Origin of the sequence: Geoalkalibacter ferrihydriticus DSM 17813 (assembly GCF_000820505.1) — a bacterium.
GTDB classification, from domain to species: Bacteria; Desulfobacterota; Desulfuromonadia; order Desulfuromonadales; family Geoalkalibacteraceae; genus Geoalkalibacter; species Geoalkalibacter ferrihydriticus.
Window position 1 is genome coordinate 138,562 of record NZ_JWJD01000002.1, and the last position, 19,997, is coordinate 158,558.

Sequence of the window (19,997 nt, forward strand, 5' to 3'; positions counted from 1 at the left end):
ACACCCTTCAGCAGCTGAGAAACAAACTCAAGCAGGCTGGCGAAACGAACGACCTCTGAGGTTGTCCGGGCGAAGGATTTTACCATAACCCTTATTCGCCCACAAGAACATATACTGCGAAAACAGCCTGTATTTCTAATAAAAAAAGCTCCACTAAGGAGCAAGGCGGATTTCAAAAAAATTCGCGGAAAAGCAACTCCGCAAGAAGGGGAATCAGAGAAAATTGCGGGGGTTCAGTGGAACATTGTTAAGGCGCACTTCGTAATGGACATGCGGCCCCGTGGAGCTTCCCGTGCTGCCGACCTCGGCGATTTTCTGTCCGCGTCGCACCCGCTCGCCGACTTTGACCAGATTACGGGAGTTGTGAGCGTAGTAGGTTTGATAGCCGTACCCATGATCGATGACGACCAACTTACCATAGCCGGGAGCGGTCCCGGAACGGCTTACAATACCATCTGCGGTGACATTAATGGGCGTACCGGTGCGCGCCGCGATATCAAGTCCTTCATGCATCCTGGGCCGGCCGCTGAAGGGCGACTTGCGCATGCCGAAACTCGACGACACCCATCCACGCGTCGGCCATCCGGAAGGTTTGGCGGCGGACAAGGAGCGCTGATCGTTGAGAAAACCCTGAATTTCTTCCTGACTGACGCGCCGCACCTCGATGGCCGCGCGAACCTGATCGATCTGACGCTGAAGATCGGAAACTTCATCCCAGGCAGTGTCTTCCGGGGGGCCGCCAACTCCGGCAAATGCGTCACTTTTGGGTTTTGTGAGCTGGGCCATGACCCGTACCTTGGCGTCATTTTGCGCCAGAACCACCAATTCCTGGCGCAAATCGTCCAGGCGTTGAGAGAGGACCTGCAACTCCTTGTCCTGTGCAAAGTTCGCCAGACGCAAATGTGCAAGTTCCTCATAATCTACCCGTGTGCGGGCAATCTCCCAGCTCAGAAACCCCAGTGCGCCGAAAATCACGACCATCAGACCAGCGACAAGTCGCAGCGTCCACAAGCGCAGCACGAGACGGCGCACATGATGGGAGCCTTCGGGAATAATCAGTAGCGTAAATTTTCCTGCAGCCAAGCACTTCTCCTTAGGAAATTCCGAGCATCAAGGCAACCCCTGTTCCTTACTAAGAGAAAAACCCCCTGACTGTCAAGGTCTTTTCCCGCCAAATGGCCTACCTGGACGAGACATCAGAGGTCAATACAGACGGCAATCTCATCACAATCGGGAAATTTGGCGCACTTGAGGCAATCGCTCCAGATCTTGTGGGGCAGTTCACTTTTTTCAATTTCGTAAAACCCGAGGCGGGTGAAAAAGTCGCGCTGATAGGTCAATGCAAAAACCCGTCGCAAGCTGAACCGGCGAGCTTCTTCCAGGCAGGCTTCGACCAATTGGCGGCCGATGCCCTGGCCGAAATGCCCCGCGGCCACGGCCAGTGAGCGCACCTCGGCAAGGTCTTCCCAACAGATGGTGAGACACACTGTGCCCACGACCGCACCCTGATCTTCATAGACATAGATATCTCTGATATTTTCATAGATTTCCGAAAGGGAGCGCGGCAACATCTGCCCATCCTTGGCATATCCCATCAAAAGCTTGTGAATGGCCTTGGCGTCAGAGATCAAGGCTTTGCGAATCATCGAATGAGTTCCTTTCCCGAAGGGGCGCAGGTGCGCAGCGCTATCCCGATGTAGCTATCCATGCAATATATAAACCATGAGAAACTGCAAAAATCGCGGCGAACGCCAATCCCTGGATTCACAGCGGCGCGCAAGACGACTGATCAATGAGTTCGCGCGCATGTTCCAGGGTTCGCTCGGTAATCCGCGCGCCGCCGAGCATCCGCGCCATTTCATGGATGCGCGCCTCTCCCTCCAGCAAAGCGATACTGGTGCGGGTACGACCATCATGTTCGCGCTTTTCGATGTGATACTGACGGTCACCAAAGGCGGCAACCTGAGGCAGATGAGTAACGCACAACACCTGGCGCTCATGCGCTAGACCGCGCAGCTTTTCGCCCACACGGGTCGCGGTGGCGCCTCCGATTCCGGCATCGACCTCATCAAAAATCAGAGTGGCGACCCCTTCCTGCTGGGGCGCGGCGCGGCGCAGGGCCAACATAATGCGCGAAAGTTCACCGCCCGAAGCAATCCGCGCCAAGGGCCGCGGTTCTTCACCAGGGTTGGGGGCGAGAAAAAATTCGGCCTTCTCCAGACCAACCGCGGAAGGTTCGGCGAGGGGCTGAAACACCACCCGAAAACGGGCCTCCGTCATGGCCAGATCGGCAAGCTCCGTCTCGACTCGCTGTTCCAATCGCCGTGCCGCCTCAAGGCGACGCGCCGAAAGAGTATCGCCGCTCTGTCGTAGAAGCTTCTCGAGCCGAGAGATTTCAGCATTAAGATCTTGCCGCGCGCTATCGACATTTTCCATCTGCTCCAGTTCGGCCAGCAGCTTATCGCGAAAGGTAAGGATATCCTCAATACTCGTGCCGTATTTGCGCTTGAGTGCCGCCAACGAGGACAGGCGGGTTTCCACCTCGTCCTGGCGCCCGGGATCAAAGGAGAGTCCCGAGGCGTAATTACGCAACTGCGCGGCGACATCTTCCAGTGTGTAAAGGGCCTCTCGCAACATCCCGGCAAGATCGCCCAGACTCCGATCAACGACGGTAAGCGCCTCAAGCTCGGCGGCGGTTTGTTCGATCAGCTCGCAGGCAGCACCTTCCTGGCCGTAGAGACGGTCAAAGCCGCCGGTCGTGGCGGCGGTCAGCCGCTCAGCGTGCTGCAGCAGACGGCGCTCGGCCTCCAACGCATCATCCTCGCCCGCCGCAAGATTGGCGGCAGCGATTTCCTGAGCCTGATAATTGAGGAGATCCAGGCGACTTTGCCGTTCACGCGCGTCGATCTGCAAGGACCGAAGCTCTTCTCGGCGCTGCTGAAGTTGTCGATAACTCCCAAGATATTCAGTCAGCACCGCGCCATTGTCGGCAAAGGTGTCCAATGCCGTGAGATGCGTTTCGGCGCGCAGGAGGCTTTGGTGCTCATGCTGGCCGTAAATAGTCACCAGCATTTCGGCAATCGGCTGCAATTGTGCCAGAGTCACCAGGGCACCGTTGACAAAAATACGGTTCTTGCCCGATCGGCTGAGCAGGCGGCGGACGAGAATCTCATCGCCCTCGCAGCTAATTCCGGCATCGGCCAAAAGAACCTTCACCGCTTCATGATCCGTCCCGCTAAGGTCAAAAACCGCCTCCACACTGGCCTCGTCCTCCCCGCTGCGAACCACGTCACTGCGGGCGCGCTCCCCCAGAAGCAGTCCCACCGCACCAAGCAGGATCGATTTACCAGCACCGGTCTCGCCGGTCAACACATTAAAGCCCGGTCCGAAACTCACATGGAGTTGATCGATGATGGCAAAATTGCGAATGTTGAGATCGGTCAGCATCGGTGACACATCGGGAATATTTTCGGGTTTGTGTGCTCGCCCGGCGGCGCAATGGCCATCAACGCTCGCCCCAGCGCAGCTTGGCGCGCAGCACGGCGAAATAATCCTTGGTAGGGCTTTCCACCAGCAAGGTGCGCACCTCGGAGCGGCGCAACTCGACGACATCGCCGCCCTTGAGCGGCATACCCACCTGACCATCGGCGGTCAGAACCACATGCTGGTCCTCAAACTTGACCTCAATGCGGATCACCGCCCGATCGGAAACGATCAACGGGCGGTTGGTGAGCATGTGCGGGCAGATGGGCGAAATGACCAGACAACTGAGCCCGGGGTAGATAATCGGCCCGCCAGCGGCCAGGTTGTAGGCGGTTGATCCGGTGGGAGTCGCAACGATCAGACCGTCAGCCTTGAAATTGGTCAGGAAAACACCATCGACGGAGGTTTCCATGTCGATGATGCGGGCCAGAGCCCCCTTGTTGATGACCGCGTCGTTGAGCACCACGTAACGGGCAACTTCACGGCCACCGCGCAGCACCACGGCATCAAGCATCATACGGCTTGACACCTCAAAGTCGCCGGACAGGACACGTTCGAGGGTGACGAAGGTCTCATCCTGGGTGATCTCTGTGAGAAACCCGAGGCTGCCGAGATTCACGCCGAGAATCGGTTTCATGCGGCTGCCGACATGCCGGGCCACGGAAATCAGGGTGCCGTCGCCGCCAAGTACGACGATCAGGTCGGCCAACTCCGGGATTTCACTGTCGACATAATCCCGCGACTGCCCCAGCCATTTGGCCAAATCTTCTTCGAGGTAGACCTCAAGTCCACGCTCCAGCAGCCAGTTCATGACCTCACGCCCGAAGCTCACCGCATCGGGGTGATGCTTCTTGGCATATACGCCCACGCTTTTCATGTCCGACTCCTTAGAAAAAATTGCCTTGGGAAATTACCACACCTCAAGACCAGAGTCCATCCCCGCCGACGGTTGTTCCCGGCGGGGCGCCTGTGCTAAAGTTCGCTCACCGATTATGGGAGGACTCCGATGGATCTTTTTGAACAAAGTGCGCAACATGCCCTCGATGCCCCCTTGGCGGAGCGCATGCGTCCGCGTACCCTGGCGGAGGTGGTCGGCCAACCCCAGCTTCTGGCTGAGGGCAAACTCCTGCGGCGCCTGATCGAAAACGACCAGATCACCTCCGCGATCCTCTGGGGCCCACCCGGCACCGGTAAAACTACTCTCGCCCAAGTCATCGCGAACTCGACTCGCAGTCTTTTTGTTTCATTTTCGGCCGTTCTGCAAGGAGTCAAGGACGTGCGCGAAATTGTCGCCCGCGCACGTGAAGAAAAGGGCTATCACGGCCGCAAGACGCTGCTTTTCGTCGATGAAATCCACCGCTTCAACAAGGCCCAACAGGATGCATTCCTACCACATGTGGAACGCGGCGACATCATTCTCATCGGCGCCACCACCGAGAACCCATCCTTTGAAATCAATGCGGCGTTGCTGTCGCGTTCACGGGTCTTTGTTCTCGAGCCTCTGCAACCCGCCGACATCCGTCAATTACTCGAACGCGCCCTGAGTGACCCACGAGCGCTGGGCGAACGCAAACTCAGTGCCACGGACGAGGCCCTTGATTTTCTCGCGGAGACCGCCGACGGCGATGCGCGAGTGGCGCTCAACACCCTGGAGGTTGCCGCCCTTTCCCTACAGAAGGGATGCATCACCAAGGAGGGCCTGGCCGAAAGCCTGCAAAAAAAACCGCTGCTTTACGACAAGGGCGGCGATGAGCACTACAACGTCATCTCGGCGTTCATCAAAAGCCTGCGCGGCTCTGATCCCGACGCTGCCCTTTATTGGCTGGCACGCATGCTCGAAGCAGGCGAAGATCCGCTCTTCATCGCGCGGCGCCTGGTGATTTTTGCGTCCGAGGATGTCGGCAACGCCGACCCGCGCGGCCTGCAGATCGCCGTGGCCGCCATGCAGGCGGTGCATTTCGTCGGTTTACCCGAAGGCCGCATCAACCTGGCGCAGGCCGTCACCTATCTGGCCGGTGCCCCCAAAAGCAACGCCTCTTATGCGGGGATCGACGCGGCCCTGGCCGAGGTACGCAAGAGCGGTGCGCTCGCTGTGCCCCTGCACATCCGCAACGCCCCGACCCGTCTCATGAAAGATCTGGGCTACGGCCGAGGCTATCGCTATGCCCACGATGCGCCCCAGGGCGTCGTGGCGCAAACCCATCTGCCCGAGGAACTCAGGGGGCGAAATTTTTATCGCCCGACGGATCAGGGCTACGAAAAAACCATCGGCGAGCGGCTGCGCTATTGGGAGAACCTGCGCTCGCCGTCCGACGAAAAATAGCGCTGGACTCCTCCCGCCCTAAAGCCCGACACCGGCAATCAAAGTCGCGCAGGCTTTGCACCGCCCCTGCTCGAGGCTCATCCGTCCCAACCGAAATCCCCGCCGTTCGATGACCCTATCACCGCACCCTGGACAAAAGGTGCTCTCGCCCTGCTCGCCGGGAATATTGCCCGTATAGACGTAGCGCAAACCAGCTTCGTGCCCTATTTTTCGCGCCTTGTGCAGTGTTTCAGGCGGTGTCGGGGGCACATCCATGAGTTTATAGGTCGGATAAAAGGCGGTGACGTGCCAGGGTGTGTCAGCACCGAGTTCGTCGGCGATGAAGGCGGCAAGCTTGCGCAACTCACCCGCACGGTCATTGCGACCGGGGATAAGCAAGGTCGTCACCTCGAGCCAGATTCCCAGGCGGTGATATTCGCGCAGCGTTTCGAGCACTCCATCCAATGTCGCACCCACAACCTCGCGATAGAATTGCTCCGAAAAACCCTTGAGATCGACATTGGCGGCGTCCAGGAAGGGGGCAATCGCGCCCAGGGCCTCCGGTGTGGTATATCCGTTGGTGACAAAGACATTCTTGAGGCCTTCGCGGTGCGCGAGAACCGCCGTATCGTAGGCATATTCGAAAAAAATGGTGGGTTCGGTATAGGTGTAGGCGATGCTGCGACAGCCACTCTCCCGAGCGCGCCGCACAATATCCTGCGGCGACAGAGGATGTCCGGCCAGAGCCTGTCGATAATCACGCGGCACTTGGGAAATCTGGTAATTCTGGCAGTGCAGACAGCGAAAATTGCACCCGACCGTGGCCACCGAAAAGCTCAATGAGCCGGGGTGAAAGTGGAACAGGGGTTTTTTCTCGATGGGATCACTATTTTCGGCGACGCTCTGGCCGTAAACCAGGGTGTAGAGCACCCCTCCACGGTTTTCGCGTACGCCGCAAATTCCGCGCTGCCCTTCGACGATCAGGCAGCGAAAGCGACACAAACCGCAGCGCACCCGCTGCTCCTCGGCCTTTTCCCAGAACATGGCTTCCTTCATGGCACAACCCTCCCCTTCTCAGTGAACCATGCAGGAGAGTATAACAGGTGGAGCTTGTTCTGAAGTGAACGCGAAGGTCGCCAAAAAGAAAAGAGCGGTGGATTCAGAACATAAATCGCCGCATGCTGACATTGAGCAGCAATCCCGTACCGATCATGGTCGTCACCATGCTTGTCCCCCCGTAGGAAAACAGCGGCAGAGGCACGCCCACCACCGGCAGCAAACCGATCACCATACCGAGGTTGATCACGATATGCCAAAAAAACATGGCGGTGACACCGACAGCGAGAAGCATGCCGAAGCGGTCAGCCGCGCGCCGCGCGATGGAGATACCCCACATGACAAGGAAGAGGTAGAGCAGCAGAAGCACAAGGCAGCCGGCGAAACCCCATTCTTCGGCAAAAACCGAGAAAGCAAAATCCGTATGCCGCTCGGGGAGAAACGAGAGTTGCGACTGGGTTCCCTGCATAAAGCCCTTACCCAAGGTGCCGCCCGAACCGATGGCAATCTTGGATTGGATAATGTGGTAACCCGACCCCAACGGATCGCGTTCGGGATTGAGGAAAGTATAAATTCGCTCTTTCTGGTAATCATGGAGCATGAACCAGCCGCCGCCGGCGCCCAGGATTGCGAGCAGCAACAAAAACACCAGGACGCCGCGACTGATTCCGGCGAACAGAACCATGACCACGGCAATGAAGAGAATAAGCAATGAGGTTCCAAGGTCCGGCTGCTTCAGGACCAGCACCACCGGAAGCACCAGAAGCGCGAAGGGGATGGCAAGCTCGCGCAGGCGGTGGCCGCGAAAATGTCCATGCCGGCTGAAATAGCGGGCAAAGGCGATAATGATCACCACCTTCATGACTTCGCTCGGTTGCAGGTTGAATAAGCCGAGATCCAACCAGCGCGTTGCGCCCATGGTCTTCTTGCCGAAAAACAAAACGGCAACCAGCAGGGCTAGATTAATGACAAAAAAATGAGAGCCCAGGTGTTCAAGATGGCGGTAGTCAAAACAGCAGATCAGCAGAGCGAGAAACAGCCCGATCCCAAACCAGGATAGCTGTTTCAGATAGAGCGGTGTTCCACCGCCCATCCATCCGGAGGTGGCGCTGTGCAGGCTGGCGGTGCCGATGAGGGCCAGGGCGCTCACCGTAATCAGCAAAGTCCAGTCGAAATTGAGCAACAAGCGTCGATCAAACATTCTGTTCAATCCCCGTAATGCCCTGCCGGAGCCACAGGCTCGGAAACCGGCAGGCCCAAATAGGCCTCGATCATGGCTCGCGCGATAGGCGCCGCCGTTGCGCCGCCCGATTGCCCGTGCTCGACCACGACGGCCACGGCAATCTCAGGATCATCAGCCGGAGCATACGCAACAAAAAGCGCATGATCACGAAAACGATAAGGGGTCTCTCTGACAATCTTGTCTTTGTCGTCTCTGAGCCTCACCACCTGGGCGGTGCCGGTCTTGCCCGCAACCCTAACCCCCTCAATGCGGCTGGCGCGCCCAGTGGCCTGGGGTTCGTTGACCGCGGCATCAAGACTGCGGCGCACCGCAGCCAGGTTGCCGTCGCCGAAATCAATTTGACGAATGACCTCGGGCTGGGCCTCACGAAAAACCTGCCCGTCCCATCCCTCGACACGCTTGACGATCTGCGGTTGTAACAACGCGCCGCCATTGGCTACGGCGGCGGTCATAACCGCAAGCTGCAAAGGAGTGGTCAGCACGAAGCCCTGCCCGATGGCGGCAATAACCGTCTCGCCGTCATACCAGGGCTGGCCCATGCGCTGCCGCTTCCAAGCCCGCGTCGGCATAAGTCCTTGTTTCTCGCCGGCCAGTTCAAATCCAAGGGATTGGCCCAGACCGAACTCTTGACCCATCTCAGCGAGCCGCTCGATACCGAGATCTAGCCCGACCTTATAAAACCATATATCGCAACTCTCGCGCATGGCCTTGCGCATATCAGTCACTCCGTGGCCGGTTCTTTTCCAGCAACGAAATACATGGTTGCCGAGGGTAAAGCTGCCGGAACAAGTGACTTGAGTATTGGGGGTCGCAACCCCGGCGCGCAACGCGGCCAGAGCTGTGACAATCTTGAAAGTCGATGCGGGGGGATACTGCCCTTTGATGGCTTTATTTTGCAGAGGGTGGCGGGGATTCTGCAACAATTCGATCCACTCGGTGCCGGTAATCCCGCGTGCAAACAGGGCCGGGTTGAACGAAGGTACGCTGGCCAAAGCAAGGACCTCACCGGTGCGAACGTCAAGGGCTACAGCCGACCCGGCATGGCCGCGCAGCGCGCGCTCGGCGGCAAGCTGGACATCGCGCTTCAGCGTCAGATAAACCTTGTTGCCGGGGACTGGATCCTGAACCTGAAGAACCCGCAACTCCTTGCCGAGAACGTCGACCTCCACCAGGCGCTGCCCCGCGGCACCGCGCAGATAGTCCTCCAAGGTCTGTTCCATGCCGGTCTTGCCGACGAAATCTCCGGGACGATAGCCGAGGCCCTGCAACCGCGCCAGGTCGCGCTCAGTAACCTCGCCGAGATAGCCGAAAATGTGAGCGGCCGCGTCCTCATAGGGATAGGAGCGCAAGGGCTGCACATCAATCAGAACCCCGTGCAAATCGAGGGAATTTTCCTGAACCCGCTCCAGCATTTCGCGGCTGACGTCATCGGCAAGAGGAACGGGACGGTAGAAGGGAAAGCGCCGCCCTGCCTCTAAACGTGCTTCCAATTGCGCGCGATCGGTTTCCAGATGAAACGACAAGCGCTCCAATAGACGATCTCGATCGTCAACATCCTGACGCATGACCGAAACACCGAAGGACGGCCGATTATCGACCAGAAGATGGCCGTCTCGATCGAAAATAGGCCCGCGCGGGGCGGCGATAGGCATGTAGCGGATCCGGTTTCTCTCCGACAGTGCCTGGTAGCGCTCGGCATTGATCACCTGCAGATACCATAGACGCAGCAGCAGCAGCAGAAAAACGACCACCGCCACCAACGACAAAGCAACAAATCTTTTTGTCAGATCGGGCTTGCCCGACCAGTCTGAATCAGAATTCATAACGCTTATCTCAGACCGGGAATGATCTGTTTCAAGCCGGTACGGCGCTGCAACCAGAACATCAGCGCCAACAACGCACAGGCCACGGCAGAACTAACCAAGGCCTGCATGGGTATATGGCGTAGAATGATTTGCCAGCTGCGCCCGACATCATCAAGAATCAGCAGAGTTACCGCGGTCAATCCCCCCTCAATGAGAACTCCGGCAAAAACCAGCAGAACCAGAAGCAGTGAACTTTCCGTATTGAGACGTCGCTCAGTACCTTTGATCAAGAAGAATGTAATCAGAAACACAAAACCATGCAGACCCAGGGTCTGTCCCGCAAAAACATCCTTGAGTCCCCCCAGACCCCAGGCAATAAGAGCTCCGCGCAGGGTATTCTGGCTGAGGCTGAGGCAGACAATGAGAAGGATAAACAAATCAGGCCGGGTGGAGAGTGGAAGAAACCTGGGGAAAAGCGCCGTCTGAACAAAGGCGCAAACAAATCCGGCAAGAATAAAGCCCAAAGCCGATTTCACGGCAGCTCCTCAATGAGAATCAGGACCTCTTCCAGACGGGAAAAATCCGTCGCCGGCGCCACCTCGACCGTTTGGAAAAGTCCATAATCACCACGCACGACCCGGACCACTTCGCCCACCAGCAGCCCCTTGGGAAACACGCCGCCGGTGCCGGAAGTCACCAGGCGGTCGCCGACCTGGATATCTTCCTGGCGCAGGGCAAAATCGAGAATCAGAGAGTCGCCACGGCCTCTACTGACTCCCCGCGTGCGCGTACGTTGCACCAGGGAAGCGACGGCCGAGGCGGCATCGGTAATCAGCAGCGCCCGCGATTCTCCGGGCGCGACCTTGATCACACGACCGACCACCCCGCTGGCGGTAACCACCGCCATGCCCTCGCGAACCCCTGAGCGCGATCCCTTGTCCAAAAGAACCGTTCGCGACCAGCTCGAAGCGTCGGCACCAATGACCCGCGCCGGGACCGCAGAAAGAGTCAGTTCATCCTTAAATTCAAGCAGCATACGCAGGCGCTCGTTGGCCAGACGGATTTCGCGCAGGTTTTCGACCTCGGCCTTGAGCAGGAGATTTTCCTCGCGCAGTCGGTCATTTTCCCCGGCCGTATCGACCAGCCAGACATAATTGTCCCACAAGGAGACCGTCCGTGCATAGAGGTGATCAAACCCTTTCAGAAAAGGTGCCGTCACCATTAGCGCCGCCTGCTCGAAAACACTTGTATGATCCTTGCGACGCAAGTTGTTGCTGTAGAGAAGCAACGCGGCAAGAAGCAGGCAGGCACCCAGCAGCAAGGGGCGATATTTTCTCAGCAACTCACGCAACCCTCACCTCGGGAAAAACACGAAGAGGGCCCACGGGGCCCTCCTTGTTGAGAAAAAAGTCAATGTCCAGCATTGGAAAGAAAAGACAAAAATCAACGATTAGGACGAAATCGTAACCCGCTTCAACAGGTCGAGTTCATCAAGCACCTTTCCCGAGCCGAGCACGACACAGGACAGAGGATCTTCGGCAATCACCACCGGTAGACCGGTTTCTTCGCGCAACAGGATATCGAGGTTGCGCAGGTTGGCACCGCCGCCGGCAAGAATGATCCCCTTGTCGACAATGTCCGCGGCAAGCTCCGGCGGTGTCCGCTCAAGGGCGATGCGCACCGCCTCGACAATCGCGTTGACCGTTTCCGAAAGAGCCTCGCGCACCTCGCTGGAATCAACTTCAAGAGTCTTGGGTATGCCGCTGACCAGATCCCGTCCCTTGACCTCCATGGTATGCACCTGGCCGTCGGGGTCGGGATAGGCACTGCCAATTTCGATTTTGATCTGCTCCGCGGTCCGCTCTCCAATCAGCAGATTGTACTTGCGTTTGAGATACTGGACAAGGGCTTCATCGATTTTGTCGCCCCCGACGCGAACACTTTTGGCATAAACGATACCGGCCAGCGAGATAACCGCCACCTCGGTGGTGCCGCCACCAATATCGACAATCATGTTCCCCGAAGCCTCGGTAATCGGCAGACCCGCGCCGATCGCAGCCGCCATGGGCTCTTCGATCAGATAAACTTCGCGCGCTCCCGCCGACTCGGCCGACTCCTTGACCGCGCGTTTTTCCACCTGAGTAATTCCGGAAGGCACGCAGATGACGATGCGCGGGCGCACCAACGTCTTGCGATTGTGCACCTTCTGGATAAAATAGCGTAACATCTCCTGAGTAATGTCAAAGTCGGCAATAACCCCGTCCTTCATGGGGCGAATGGCCACGATGCTGCCCGGGGTACGGCCCAGCATTTTCTTGGCCTCCATCCCCACGGCCAAAACGCGGCGCTGGCCCACGCTGTCTTTCTGCACCGCCACCACCGAGGGTTCACAGACGACGATTCCCTTGCCGCGCAGATAAACCAGGGTGTTGGCCGTGCCAAGGTCAATGGCAAGGTCGTTGGAAAAAAGCCCAAAAATCGCGTTGAATAGGTTAAACATTGGGCCGCCAATCCTTTCTGCTGTCTTTACTCTGGGCATGACTCTCGCCCTGCAAGCCGGCGCTTACCCTATCAAAATCACCCTTCTTTAGCAAGGCAATTTAATTGAAAAATTTATTGCCAGACAGGCTTTTGATGTCTTATTATGTACGCTTTGTTTTGCCTTAAATCCGGCCAAGGAGACCGTGCCTCATGCTTGATATCATCCGCAGAAAACAAAAGACCCTTCTTGTCAAAATCGTCTTCTGGGTCATTATCGCAGCGTTTATCGGGACCATTTTTCTGGTTTGGGGACGTGGCAGCGACAACCCGCAAGATCCCGCCGCAACAGCCCTGATCATCAATGGAGAAAAGCTTCCTCTCGAGGCCGTGCAACGTTCCTACAACAACCTCTACAATCTATACCAAAGCCTCTACCGCGATCAGTTCACTCCGGAAATGGAACGCAGCCTTGGTCTGCGGCGCATGGCCGCTGATCGTCTTGTCGAGCAGACCCTGCTTGCGCAGGAAGCCGAAAGGCGCGGCCTCAAAGTTTCTCGTGACGAGTTGATCGCCTCCATCGCTGAAATCACCGCGTTCCATGAAAACGGCGTCTTCAGTCGGCAGCGCTACCTGGAAGTTCTAAGCTTTCAACGCATCACCCCGGATGAGTTTGAGCGCAGCCAACATCGCCAACTGCTCATCAGCAAGATCATCGACGAAATCCAGAAGGATGTCGTCGTCCACGAAGAGGACATCGTCGCCGAATTTCGCAATCGCAACGAAGAAGTCAATCTGTCCTTCGTGACCTTCGCTCCTTCGCTTTTTGAAGAGCGCGTCGAGGTCAGCGAATCCGAACTTCTCGCCTGGTTTTCGGAACGCCGCGAAAATTTCCGCCTCCCTGAGGCGGTCTCCTTGCGCTATATCGATTTCGATCCGCAACGCTACTTTGATCAAGTCACTTTCGACGAAGCGGCCGTGGAACGGCACTACCGGCGCAACCTTGACCAATTTGAAGTACGTGAGCAGGTCGAGGCTTCCCACATATTGATTCGTCTCACCGATGATGCCGACGAGACGCGCATCGCCCGGCAGCGTGAGCGTGCCGAGGAGGCACTACGGCAAGTCAGAGACGGCAAGGACTTCGGCGAGGTTGCTCAAACCTATTCCGACGATGAGGCCAGCGCGGCTCAGGGAGGCGATCTGGGGTATTTTCCACGCGGCGTCATGGTCCAGGCTTTTGAACAGGTAGCCTTTGCCCTGAGTCCTGGCGAAATCAGCGATTTGGTACGCACACCGTTCGGTTTACACATCATCAAGGTCACCGACCACATCGAGGCCGGGATACATCCTCTCGAAAAAGTCATCGAGGACGTCAAGGCTGACTTGCGTCGAGAGGAAGCGCGCCAGCTTGCCATCCAGAAGGCCATGGACGCCTATAACCAGTATCGCCACAGCGGCGACCTGGAAACGGCGGCCCGCGTCAATGAGCTGGAGATCAGGGAGACTGGCCTGTTTACCCGTGACGGAATCATTGACGGCATCGGTCGCGCCCCTCAGGTCGCGGTATCGGCCTTCGGCCTAACGACCGGGCAACTGGCACGGCCGGTGATACTGCCACAAAACGTCTACCTCTTCAAAATCAAGGAACGCCGCGCCAGCCGCTTGCCTGAGCTCGACGAGGTCCGTGCCAAAGTCGAAGAAGCCTACCGGCAGGAAAAAGCCGCCGAGCTTGCCCGCCAAGCCGCCGCAGAGTTTCTGGCCGAGCTGAAGCAGGATAACGGCGACATCGAGCAACTCGCCCGACAGAAGGGCCTACGCCTCCAGGAATCGGGACGCTTCTCCGGCGCCTATGAAAATTTCATCCCGCGACTCGGCGAGAATGCCCCTTTGACCGCCGCCGCCTTTGAACTGAATGAGCCAGGCGACATCGCTCCCGAGGTCTACGAGATCGACGACAACTATGTCGTTGCCGCACTCAAGGAATTTCTACCGGCTGACATGAACCTGCTCGACGATAACCTCAGGGCCGAGTTGCGCAACGCACTGCAAGTGCGCAAGCAAGAAGCTGCACTGGATACCAAAGTCGACGCACTACGAAGCGAGGCCAACATTCAAATTACGCCGATTCTCGCCAATTTCCTGGAAAGGTGACCACCCATGAGCAAACCGCTGCTCAAGACCGATTTTCCTGAACTCAATCTGATTAACCGCGGCAAGGTGCGAGACATTTACGACCTTGGCGAGCACCTGCTGATCGTCACCTCCGATCGCATTTCGGCTTTCGATGTCATCATGGATGAGGCCATTCCGCAAAAAGGTTTCGTCCTCACTCAGATTTCACGCTACTGGTTCGAACAGATGGCCGACATCGTTCCCAACCATATTGTGGCAATGGACGTTGCCGACTTTCCGCGGCAAACCCACCCTTATCGTGAGGTTCTCGACGGTCGCAGCATGCTGGTGAAAAAAGCCCAACCGCTTCCGGTCGAATGTATAGTGCGCGGCTATGTTTCAGGATCGGGCTGGAAAGATTACAAAAAAACCGGTGCCATCTGCGGGATTACCCTGCCGACGGGTCTGACGGAAAGCCAGCAATTGCCCGAGCCCATCTTCACCCCATCGACCAAGGCCGAGTTGGGTGATCACGATGAAAACATCTCTTTTGCTCAGACCGTGGAACTGGTCGGCGCGGACCTTGCCGCACAGATTCGCGAGACCACTATCGCCATTTACAATCGGGCCCGCGGGATCGCGGATACCAAGGACATCATTATTGCCGATACGAAGTTTGAATTCGGCATGCTTGACGGCAAACTCATCTGGATCGACGAAGCCCTCACCCCCGACTCCTCGCGCTTCTGGCCCAAGGACAAGTACCGTCCCGGCGGACCTCAGCCGAGCTTCGACAAGCAGTTTCTGCGCGATTATCTGGAGACTCTCGACTGGAACAAGCAGGCTCCGCCGCCACCTCTGTCGGCAGAGATCGTCGCAAAGACCAGCGAAAAGTACCTGGAAGCGCTTAAGCGCCTCACCGGAATTGACGCACCTCGTTGACAAGCAATTCTCGGCCGCGGAACAAACCTCCGCGGCTTTTTTTTGCGGCTGCTGCGGCCCGCCGCCCGTCAGGTTTGCGCCATGAACGCTTGCATACTTCCCGCCGGCCTTGCCGGACTGCTGCTGGGCTGCCTTCTGGCGCTATCCTCCTGTGCGCCCGCACCTCAGCTCACCGCCACCCTGCCCGCAGCCGAACATGCTCAGCAGGCTGAAAATCTGATCTTTCAGAACAATCTTGCTCAAGCCGAGAAAGAGTACCAACTTGCCATTCTCGCCGCGCCGAGCGAAACCACCTATTATCTACGTCGCGCCGAGATTCTGGAAATTCTCGGGCTCGACCAGAAAGCACGCGAGGCCTATACCAGTGCGTTACTCGACAGCGACCCCGCGACGGAGGAATACGACCGAATTCACCATCGACTGATCCTCTTACTTGCGCTTAAGTTGGCGAGTCCCCAAGAGGCATCGGCGCTGCTGCCCCACCTGACCGAAGGCTCCTTTCTCTACACCGATGCCGCGGGCGCCCAGGCCCTGGCGCAGGGCCATATCGCACAAGCCCTCGAGCTGTTTACCCAGGCTCAGCATATCGCATACGACAATGACGACCAGGCCCTGGCTCTTTACCATGTGGCCCTCGCCTATCACCTTCTCGACGACCCAAAAAGCACCTCTGCCGCCCTTTATTACGCCATCAACTTTGCCGAAAATCCGGCTTTGATCAAAGACATCGAGCGCCTCTGGGATGAACTGAACGTCCCTTGACTCCGGTCAAGGCGCACAAATGTTTTGAGCTGCTATGCTTTGAGTATAAACTCGGATCCCTCGCAAAGGAGACAACCCATGACCAGCGACAACCATTCCGTAAAACTTGAAGGCGGGGTTCCCGCGGATCTGGCCGACATGGTCGCCTATCAACAAGGCGCGGTGGTAAGCCGCACCCTCTTGCAGGATGAGACGGGCACCTTGACGGTGTTCAGTTTCGACGAGGGGCAAGCACTTTCCGAACACACGGTGCCCTACCATGCTTTTGTTCAGGTGCTGGATGGGGAAGCTGAAATTACCGTGGGCAAGAACCCGTCCCTCGTCAAGGCGGGCGAAATCATCCTAATGCCTGGCCATGTTTCCCATCGGGTACGGGCGACCAAACGCTTTAAAATGTTGCTTACCCTGTTCAAGGCCGCTGCGAACACTGTCGATTAATGACGCCGACTTCATCAACCATCGATCGAAACGAAGCCCTCGCGCGCCTGCCGAGGGCTTTTTTTCAAGCTGGCCCCAGGTTCACAAAAAAACATGAATCATTTTAAACCATTATCCCCATTTAAAGGTCTGAGATTTTATGGCATAATCAGCGCGTTGGTTTGACTGCGAAAATTTTGTCTCTCCCTTGGGCGAGTGCAAAAGACCAGAAATTCGCGGCTACCGTCATGACGGTTTTCCATTCCGTAAAGGGGGGTACAATGATAGCGGCTCAGGGTCGCAAACGCCGGGCAGCTTGCCTGGCTGTGTGTTTTTTTCTGGTACTGGCGCTTCCGGGCCTGGTCAGCGGAACGCAGTTGCGTTTGACCTCCGACACTCTTCTGCAGTCCTTCAAACGAGACCTGCCCGACGCTCCAGGGCAAAAAGCCCTGCCCGTCTACCAGTACCTGCAAATCGATTACGGAGATCGTGAAGATGCGAACCTGACCTTCCACGGTTACGGCTGGATGCGTGTCAATCTCGGCGACGACTATTTTGAGGAAACAACAACCGGGGAAATTCTCTACGGTTATCTCGAGTATGACTCTCCAACCCTTGACTTCGTGGGACGCCTGGGGCGCTTCTATGTCTTCGAAGGAGTCGCCAATGAGGTGGTCGACGGCCTTTATGGACGCTCGCAACTGCCCCACGGCCTGACCCTCAGCGCCTATGCCGGTCAGCCCGCAGCCCTGTCTTCCACCAACGGTCGCCGCGGCGATTACGTGTTCGGCGGACGCATCTCCCAACATCGCACCAGCCTCTACGAGGTCGGTCTCTCGTATAAAACACTCGCCAATGACGGCGGCAATGACGAGCATTTCGCCGGTTTCGACAGCTTTGTCTTCCTGCCGGGCCGCGTTTCCCTGCAAGGCAGTTCGGTCTACAACCTCAAAACCGACGGCTGGGCCGAGCATTTTTATGAGTTGCGGCTCCCTTTGGGCCCCCTTGAGGTTCGTCCCTTCTACCAGAAATATCGGTTTGACGATTTTTTCATCGAGACTGACAGCTCCGCCTTTCCCTTTCGCTTTCTGGCTGGCACCGGCAACACCCTGGAAGTCATGGGAGCTGAAGCCTTTCTCTATGTCGATGAACGTCTGGAACTGGCCGGCGTTTACAAACACTACGAATACGGCAAGCGCTTCGGCGACGCCGACTACTATTCCCTGATAGCTACCTGGAAAATGAAAATTCTCTCCCAGGTGGGCATTGAACTTGGTCGCATGGACGGCGACCAGGCGCGCGATCGCTTCAGCCTGGCGCGCGGCTATTTCTATTGGGATATGCGCCCTTGGTTCGTTACGGGCGATGCTATACTGGTCGACTATGATCGAGCTATTTTCGGCAAGGATCAGGCATGGTTTGCGTCCCTGGGCTTCGGTCAGGGGTTTATGGGGGATCGGTTGAAACTCAAATTTTCCCTGGATTACAGCGACGATCCCTATCTTGACAACAATTTCCGGACGACCCTTGCGGCGCATTATCTTTTCGGAAATTGAAGAAAACCGGGATTTGGCTGCGGCACCGCCGCACTTTTCGGAGCAGGTTTTATGAGCAGTAAAAAGATTCTGGCAATTCTCCTCGCCGCGGGCCTGGCCGGCCTGTTGATTTCCTGCGTGGCCGGCAACGGTTATCGTCCGCCCAAAACCCACCCCCCGATCTATGAGTTGGGCGAGAGGCGGGTTTACTGCGTGCGCTGCCATGGCTACGACAACGAAGAAATGGTCTACGAGCGCTACAACCATACGCCCTATTTCACCGACAACCACCGCCTGGTCACCTATCAGGACGAAGCGGTCTGCGCCATGTGCCACGAGCAGAGTTTCTGCAACAGTTGCCACGCCACGCGCGTCGAACTCAAACCCTCTCTGCGCAACCAGACGGAAAATTTCCGGCGCACCCAGCACCGCGGCGATTACCTGTCGCGTCACCGTATCGACGGCCGTATCGACCCGACCTCCTGCTTTCGCTGCCACGGCAACCCGAAAGCTTCGCAGACCTGCCGTCCTTGTCACGGCTAAAGGGGATGAGGCCCAACATGCACAGGGGAGTAATGAAATCGCTGGCGGCACTTCTTCTTGCGTTTACGATGCTGCTGGCAGCCTGCGGCGGCAGCAGCAACGAGGAAGCGGCTACGACACGTAACGCCCATGAGCCGGGCTGGAAGTTCACCCACGACATCCCGACTTTGGCGGCGCAGTCACGAGGCGACCTCAGCGAATGCCAGGTTTGCCATCGCGCTGATTTACGCGGCGGAGGGGGGGTGCCGAGTTGTTTTGTCTGTCATCTTGATGGTCCGCCCTTCGACCTGCATCCTCTGTCTGCATTTTCTCTCCCCGGGTTGCCCTGGGCGCATCCTCTCAACCACGGGCGTGCCGCCAAGGCCGACATCGCCTCCTGTCAGGGTTGCCACGGCGAAAGCGGTGGCGCGGGTAGCAATCCGCGCTTTAATATCTCCATGCGTGATCTTCCCGGTGGCTGTGAAAGCCTCCAGTGCCACGACAACGGGCGCGTCAACGAAGAAACGCGCGTCAACACTTTCGTCGACACCATTTCCGGGCAATTGCGCACGGAAGAGGTGGCCCATCCGGTCAACGCCGCCCATCCAGGCTCAAGTGCGCCGGATGAATTCTGGTGGTTCGGTCAACGACTCGAATTCGAGCTCCCCGAAGGCTTGGAAATTCCTGACGGCTTCGAATTTCCCGAAGGATTTGGAGTTTTCAAGCTCGGCCATTGGGATGTCCAGAACATGGACGGCTGCAAGCTCTGTCACGGCATCGACGGGCTGGGCGGCAGCGGCCCCTCATGCCTGGATTGCCATGTGTCAAGTCCCTTTGATCATCCTGACAGATGTGTCTCCTGCCATGGACCGCTGCCCATAGTCCCCCGTGGGAATACGGTTTTGCAGTATCTGGAACAATTAAACCGGGCGCCGGGCTCCTTCAGGGGAGACTTTTTTGAACTAGTCGATGAAGGCTATCATCTTGGGTTCAATCATACCCGCGAGAGTGAATACGCAGCTTGCGGAAACTGCCATTTTGATGACCCTGATTTTGTCCCGCCCGATCCTTTTGAAGATCCGGAAGGCTTTCAGGAATTTGTCAATGACCCAACCCGCATCGTTAACTATCATCATTTATTGGTAGGGCAGCCGATTCCGCAAGGGACAGTTGCGCCCTATCCACCCTTTAATCAGCCTGGCCAACCCTACTTCTGCTTTTCCTGCCACGTCATCACTTCGGTTGACGGGGGCTTTGAAGCCACCCCTCCGCCCAAAGATGCGCAGGGGCGAACGGACTGTGCTTTCTGCCACAGGCGATAGATAATAACGGACGGA

At 57.3% G+C, this 19,997-nt stretch carries 18 protein-coding genes; 8 read left to right on the forward strand and 10 right to left on the reverse strand.

Annotated elements, in window-relative coordinates:
• Window positions 1-213: 213 nt before the first annotated feature.
• From GFER_RS06870 to GFER_RS06885, 4 genes are all read right to left on the reverse strand, one after another.
• Window positions 214-1,083 (reverse strand): M23 family metallopeptidase, encoded by an 870-nt coding sequence (locus GFER_RS06870; protein ID WP_052446107.1) that lies wholly within the window; start codon window positions 1,081-1,083, stop codon window positions 214-216.
• 113 nt (window positions 1,084-1,196) lie between these two features.
• Complete coding sequence (locus GFER_RS06875) at window positions 1,197-1,646, reverse strand: N-acetyltransferase (RefSeq protein ID WP_040097820.1); 450 nt, start codon at window positions 1,644-1,646, stop codon at window positions 1,197-1,199.
• Window positions 1,647-1,764: 118 nt separating this feature from the next.
• Window positions 1,765-3,447, reverse strand: coding sequence for a DNA repair protein RecN (gene recN / locus GFER_RS06880; RefSeq protein ID WP_040097822.1), 1,683 nt, complete (start codon window positions 3,445-3,447; stop codon window positions 1,765-1,767).
• A 58-nt stretch (window positions 3,448-3,505) separates the two neighbouring features.
• Window positions 3,506-4,360, reverse strand: a complete 855-nt coding sequence (locus GFER_RS06885) for an NAD(+)/NADH kinase (RefSeq protein ID WP_040097824.1) — start codon at window positions 4,358-4,360, stop codon at window positions 3,506-3,508.
• A gap of 129 nt (window positions 4,361-4,489) precedes the next feature.
• Between GFER_RS06885 and GFER_RS06890 the strand changes: the two genes are divergently transcribed.
• Window positions 4,490-5,806 carry a replication-associated recombination protein A gene (locus GFER_RS06890; protein WP_040097826.1) on the forward strand — a complete coding sequence of 439 codons (1,317 nt, stop codon included), beginning with the start codon at window positions 4,490-4,492 and terminating at the stop codon, window positions 5,804-5,806.
• Between the two features lie 18 nt (window positions 5,807-5,824).
• On the opposite strand, the gene amrS is transcribed toward GFER_RS06890, so the two are convergent.
• The 6 genes from amrS to GFER_RS06920 all read right to left on the reverse strand — a co-directional run bounded on the left by amrS (window position 5,825) and on the right by GFER_RS06920 (window position 12,389).
• A complete protein-coding gene (amrS, locus tag GFER_RS06895; RefSeq protein WP_040097828.1) occupies window positions 5,825-6,841 on the reverse strand; it encodes an AmmeMemoRadiSam system radical SAM enzyme in 1,017 nt (338 codons plus the stop codon).
• 103 nt (window positions 6,842-6,944) lie between these two features.
• Entirely contained in the window at window positions 6,945-8,042 is a 1,098-nt protein-coding gene (gene rodA, locus GFER_RS06900) for a rod shape-determining protein RodA (protein WP_040097830.1), read from the reverse strand.
• Between the two features lie 5 nt (window positions 8,043-8,047).
• A complete protein-coding gene (gene mrdA / locus GFER_RS06905; RefSeq protein WP_040097831.1) occupies window positions 8,048-9,907 on the reverse strand; it encodes a penicillin-binding protein 2 in 1,860 nt (619 codons plus the stop codon).
• Window positions 9,908-9,912: 5 nt separating this feature from the next.
• A complete protein-coding gene (gene mreD, locus GFER_RS06910; RefSeq protein ID WP_040097833.1) occupies window positions 9,913-10,425 on the reverse strand; it encodes a rod shape-determining protein MreD in 513 nt (170 codons plus the stop codon).
• Window positions 10,422-11,240 carry a rod shape-determining protein MreC gene (gene mreC / locus GFER_RS06915; RefSeq protein WP_040097835.1) on the reverse strand — a complete coding sequence of 273 codons (819 nt, stop codon included), beginning with the start codon at window positions 11,238-11,240 and terminating at the stop codon, window positions 10,422-10,424. The genes mreD and mreC overlap by 4 nt, the downstream gene beginning before the upstream one ends.
• Window positions 11,241-11,339: 99 nt before the next feature.
• Entirely contained in the window at window positions 11,340-12,389 is a 1,050-nt protein-coding gene (locus tag GFER_RS06920) for a rod shape-determining protein (protein ID WP_040097836.1), read from the reverse strand.
• 191 nt (window positions 12,390-12,580) lie between these two features.
• On the opposite strand from GFER_RS06920, the gene GFER_RS06925 reads away from it, so the two are divergent.
• The 7 genes from GFER_RS06925 to GFER_RS06955 all read left to right on the forward strand — a co-directional run bounded on the left by GFER_RS06925 (window position 12,581) and on the right by GFER_RS06955 (window position 19,982).
• Window positions 12,581-14,521 (forward strand): SurA N-terminal domain-containing protein, encoded by a 1,941-nt coding sequence (locus tag GFER_RS06925; RefSeq protein ID WP_040097838.1) that lies wholly within the window; start codon window positions 12,581-12,583, stop codon window positions 14,519-14,521.
• A gap of 6 nt (window positions 14,522-14,527) precedes the next feature.
• A complete protein-coding gene (locus tag GFER_RS06930) occupies window positions 14,528-15,424 on the forward strand; it encodes a phosphoribosylaminoimidazolesuccinocarboxamide synthase (protein ID WP_040097840.1) in 897 nt (298 codons plus the stop codon).
• Between the two features lie 81 nt (window positions 15,425-15,505).
• Entirely contained in the window at window positions 15,506-16,186 is a 681-nt protein-coding gene (locus GFER_RS06935) for a hypothetical protein (RefSeq protein ID WP_040097842.1), read from the forward strand.
• A gap of 78 nt (window positions 16,187-16,264) precedes the next feature.
• The gene (locus GFER_RS06940) at window positions 16,265-16,624 is read left to right on the forward strand and encodes a cupin domain-containing protein (protein WP_040097844.1); all 360 of its coding nucleotides are present in this window, start codon (window positions 16,265-16,267) and stop codon (window positions 16,622-16,624) included.
• A gap of 260 nt (window positions 16,625-16,884) precedes the next feature.
• Window positions 16,885-18,159, forward strand: coding sequence for a hypothetical protein (locus GFER_RS06945; protein ID WP_052446109.1), 1,275 nt, complete (start codon window positions 16,885-16,887; stop codon window positions 18,157-18,159).
• Window positions 18,160-18,210: 51 nt separating this feature from the next.
• Window positions 18,211-18,681 (forward strand): hypothetical protein, encoded by a 471-nt coding sequence (locus GFER_RS06950; protein ID WP_040097845.1) that lies wholly within the window; start codon window positions 18,211-18,213, stop codon window positions 18,679-18,681.
• A gap of 17 nt (window positions 18,682-18,698) precedes the next feature.
• The gene (locus tag GFER_RS06955) at window positions 18,699-19,982 is read left to right on the forward strand and encodes a hypothetical protein (RefSeq protein ID WP_161807393.1); all 1,284 of its coding nucleotides are present in this window, start codon (window positions 18,699-18,701) and stop codon (window positions 19,980-19,982) included.
• The last annotated feature ends 15 nt before the right edge of the window (window positions 19,983-19,997 follow it).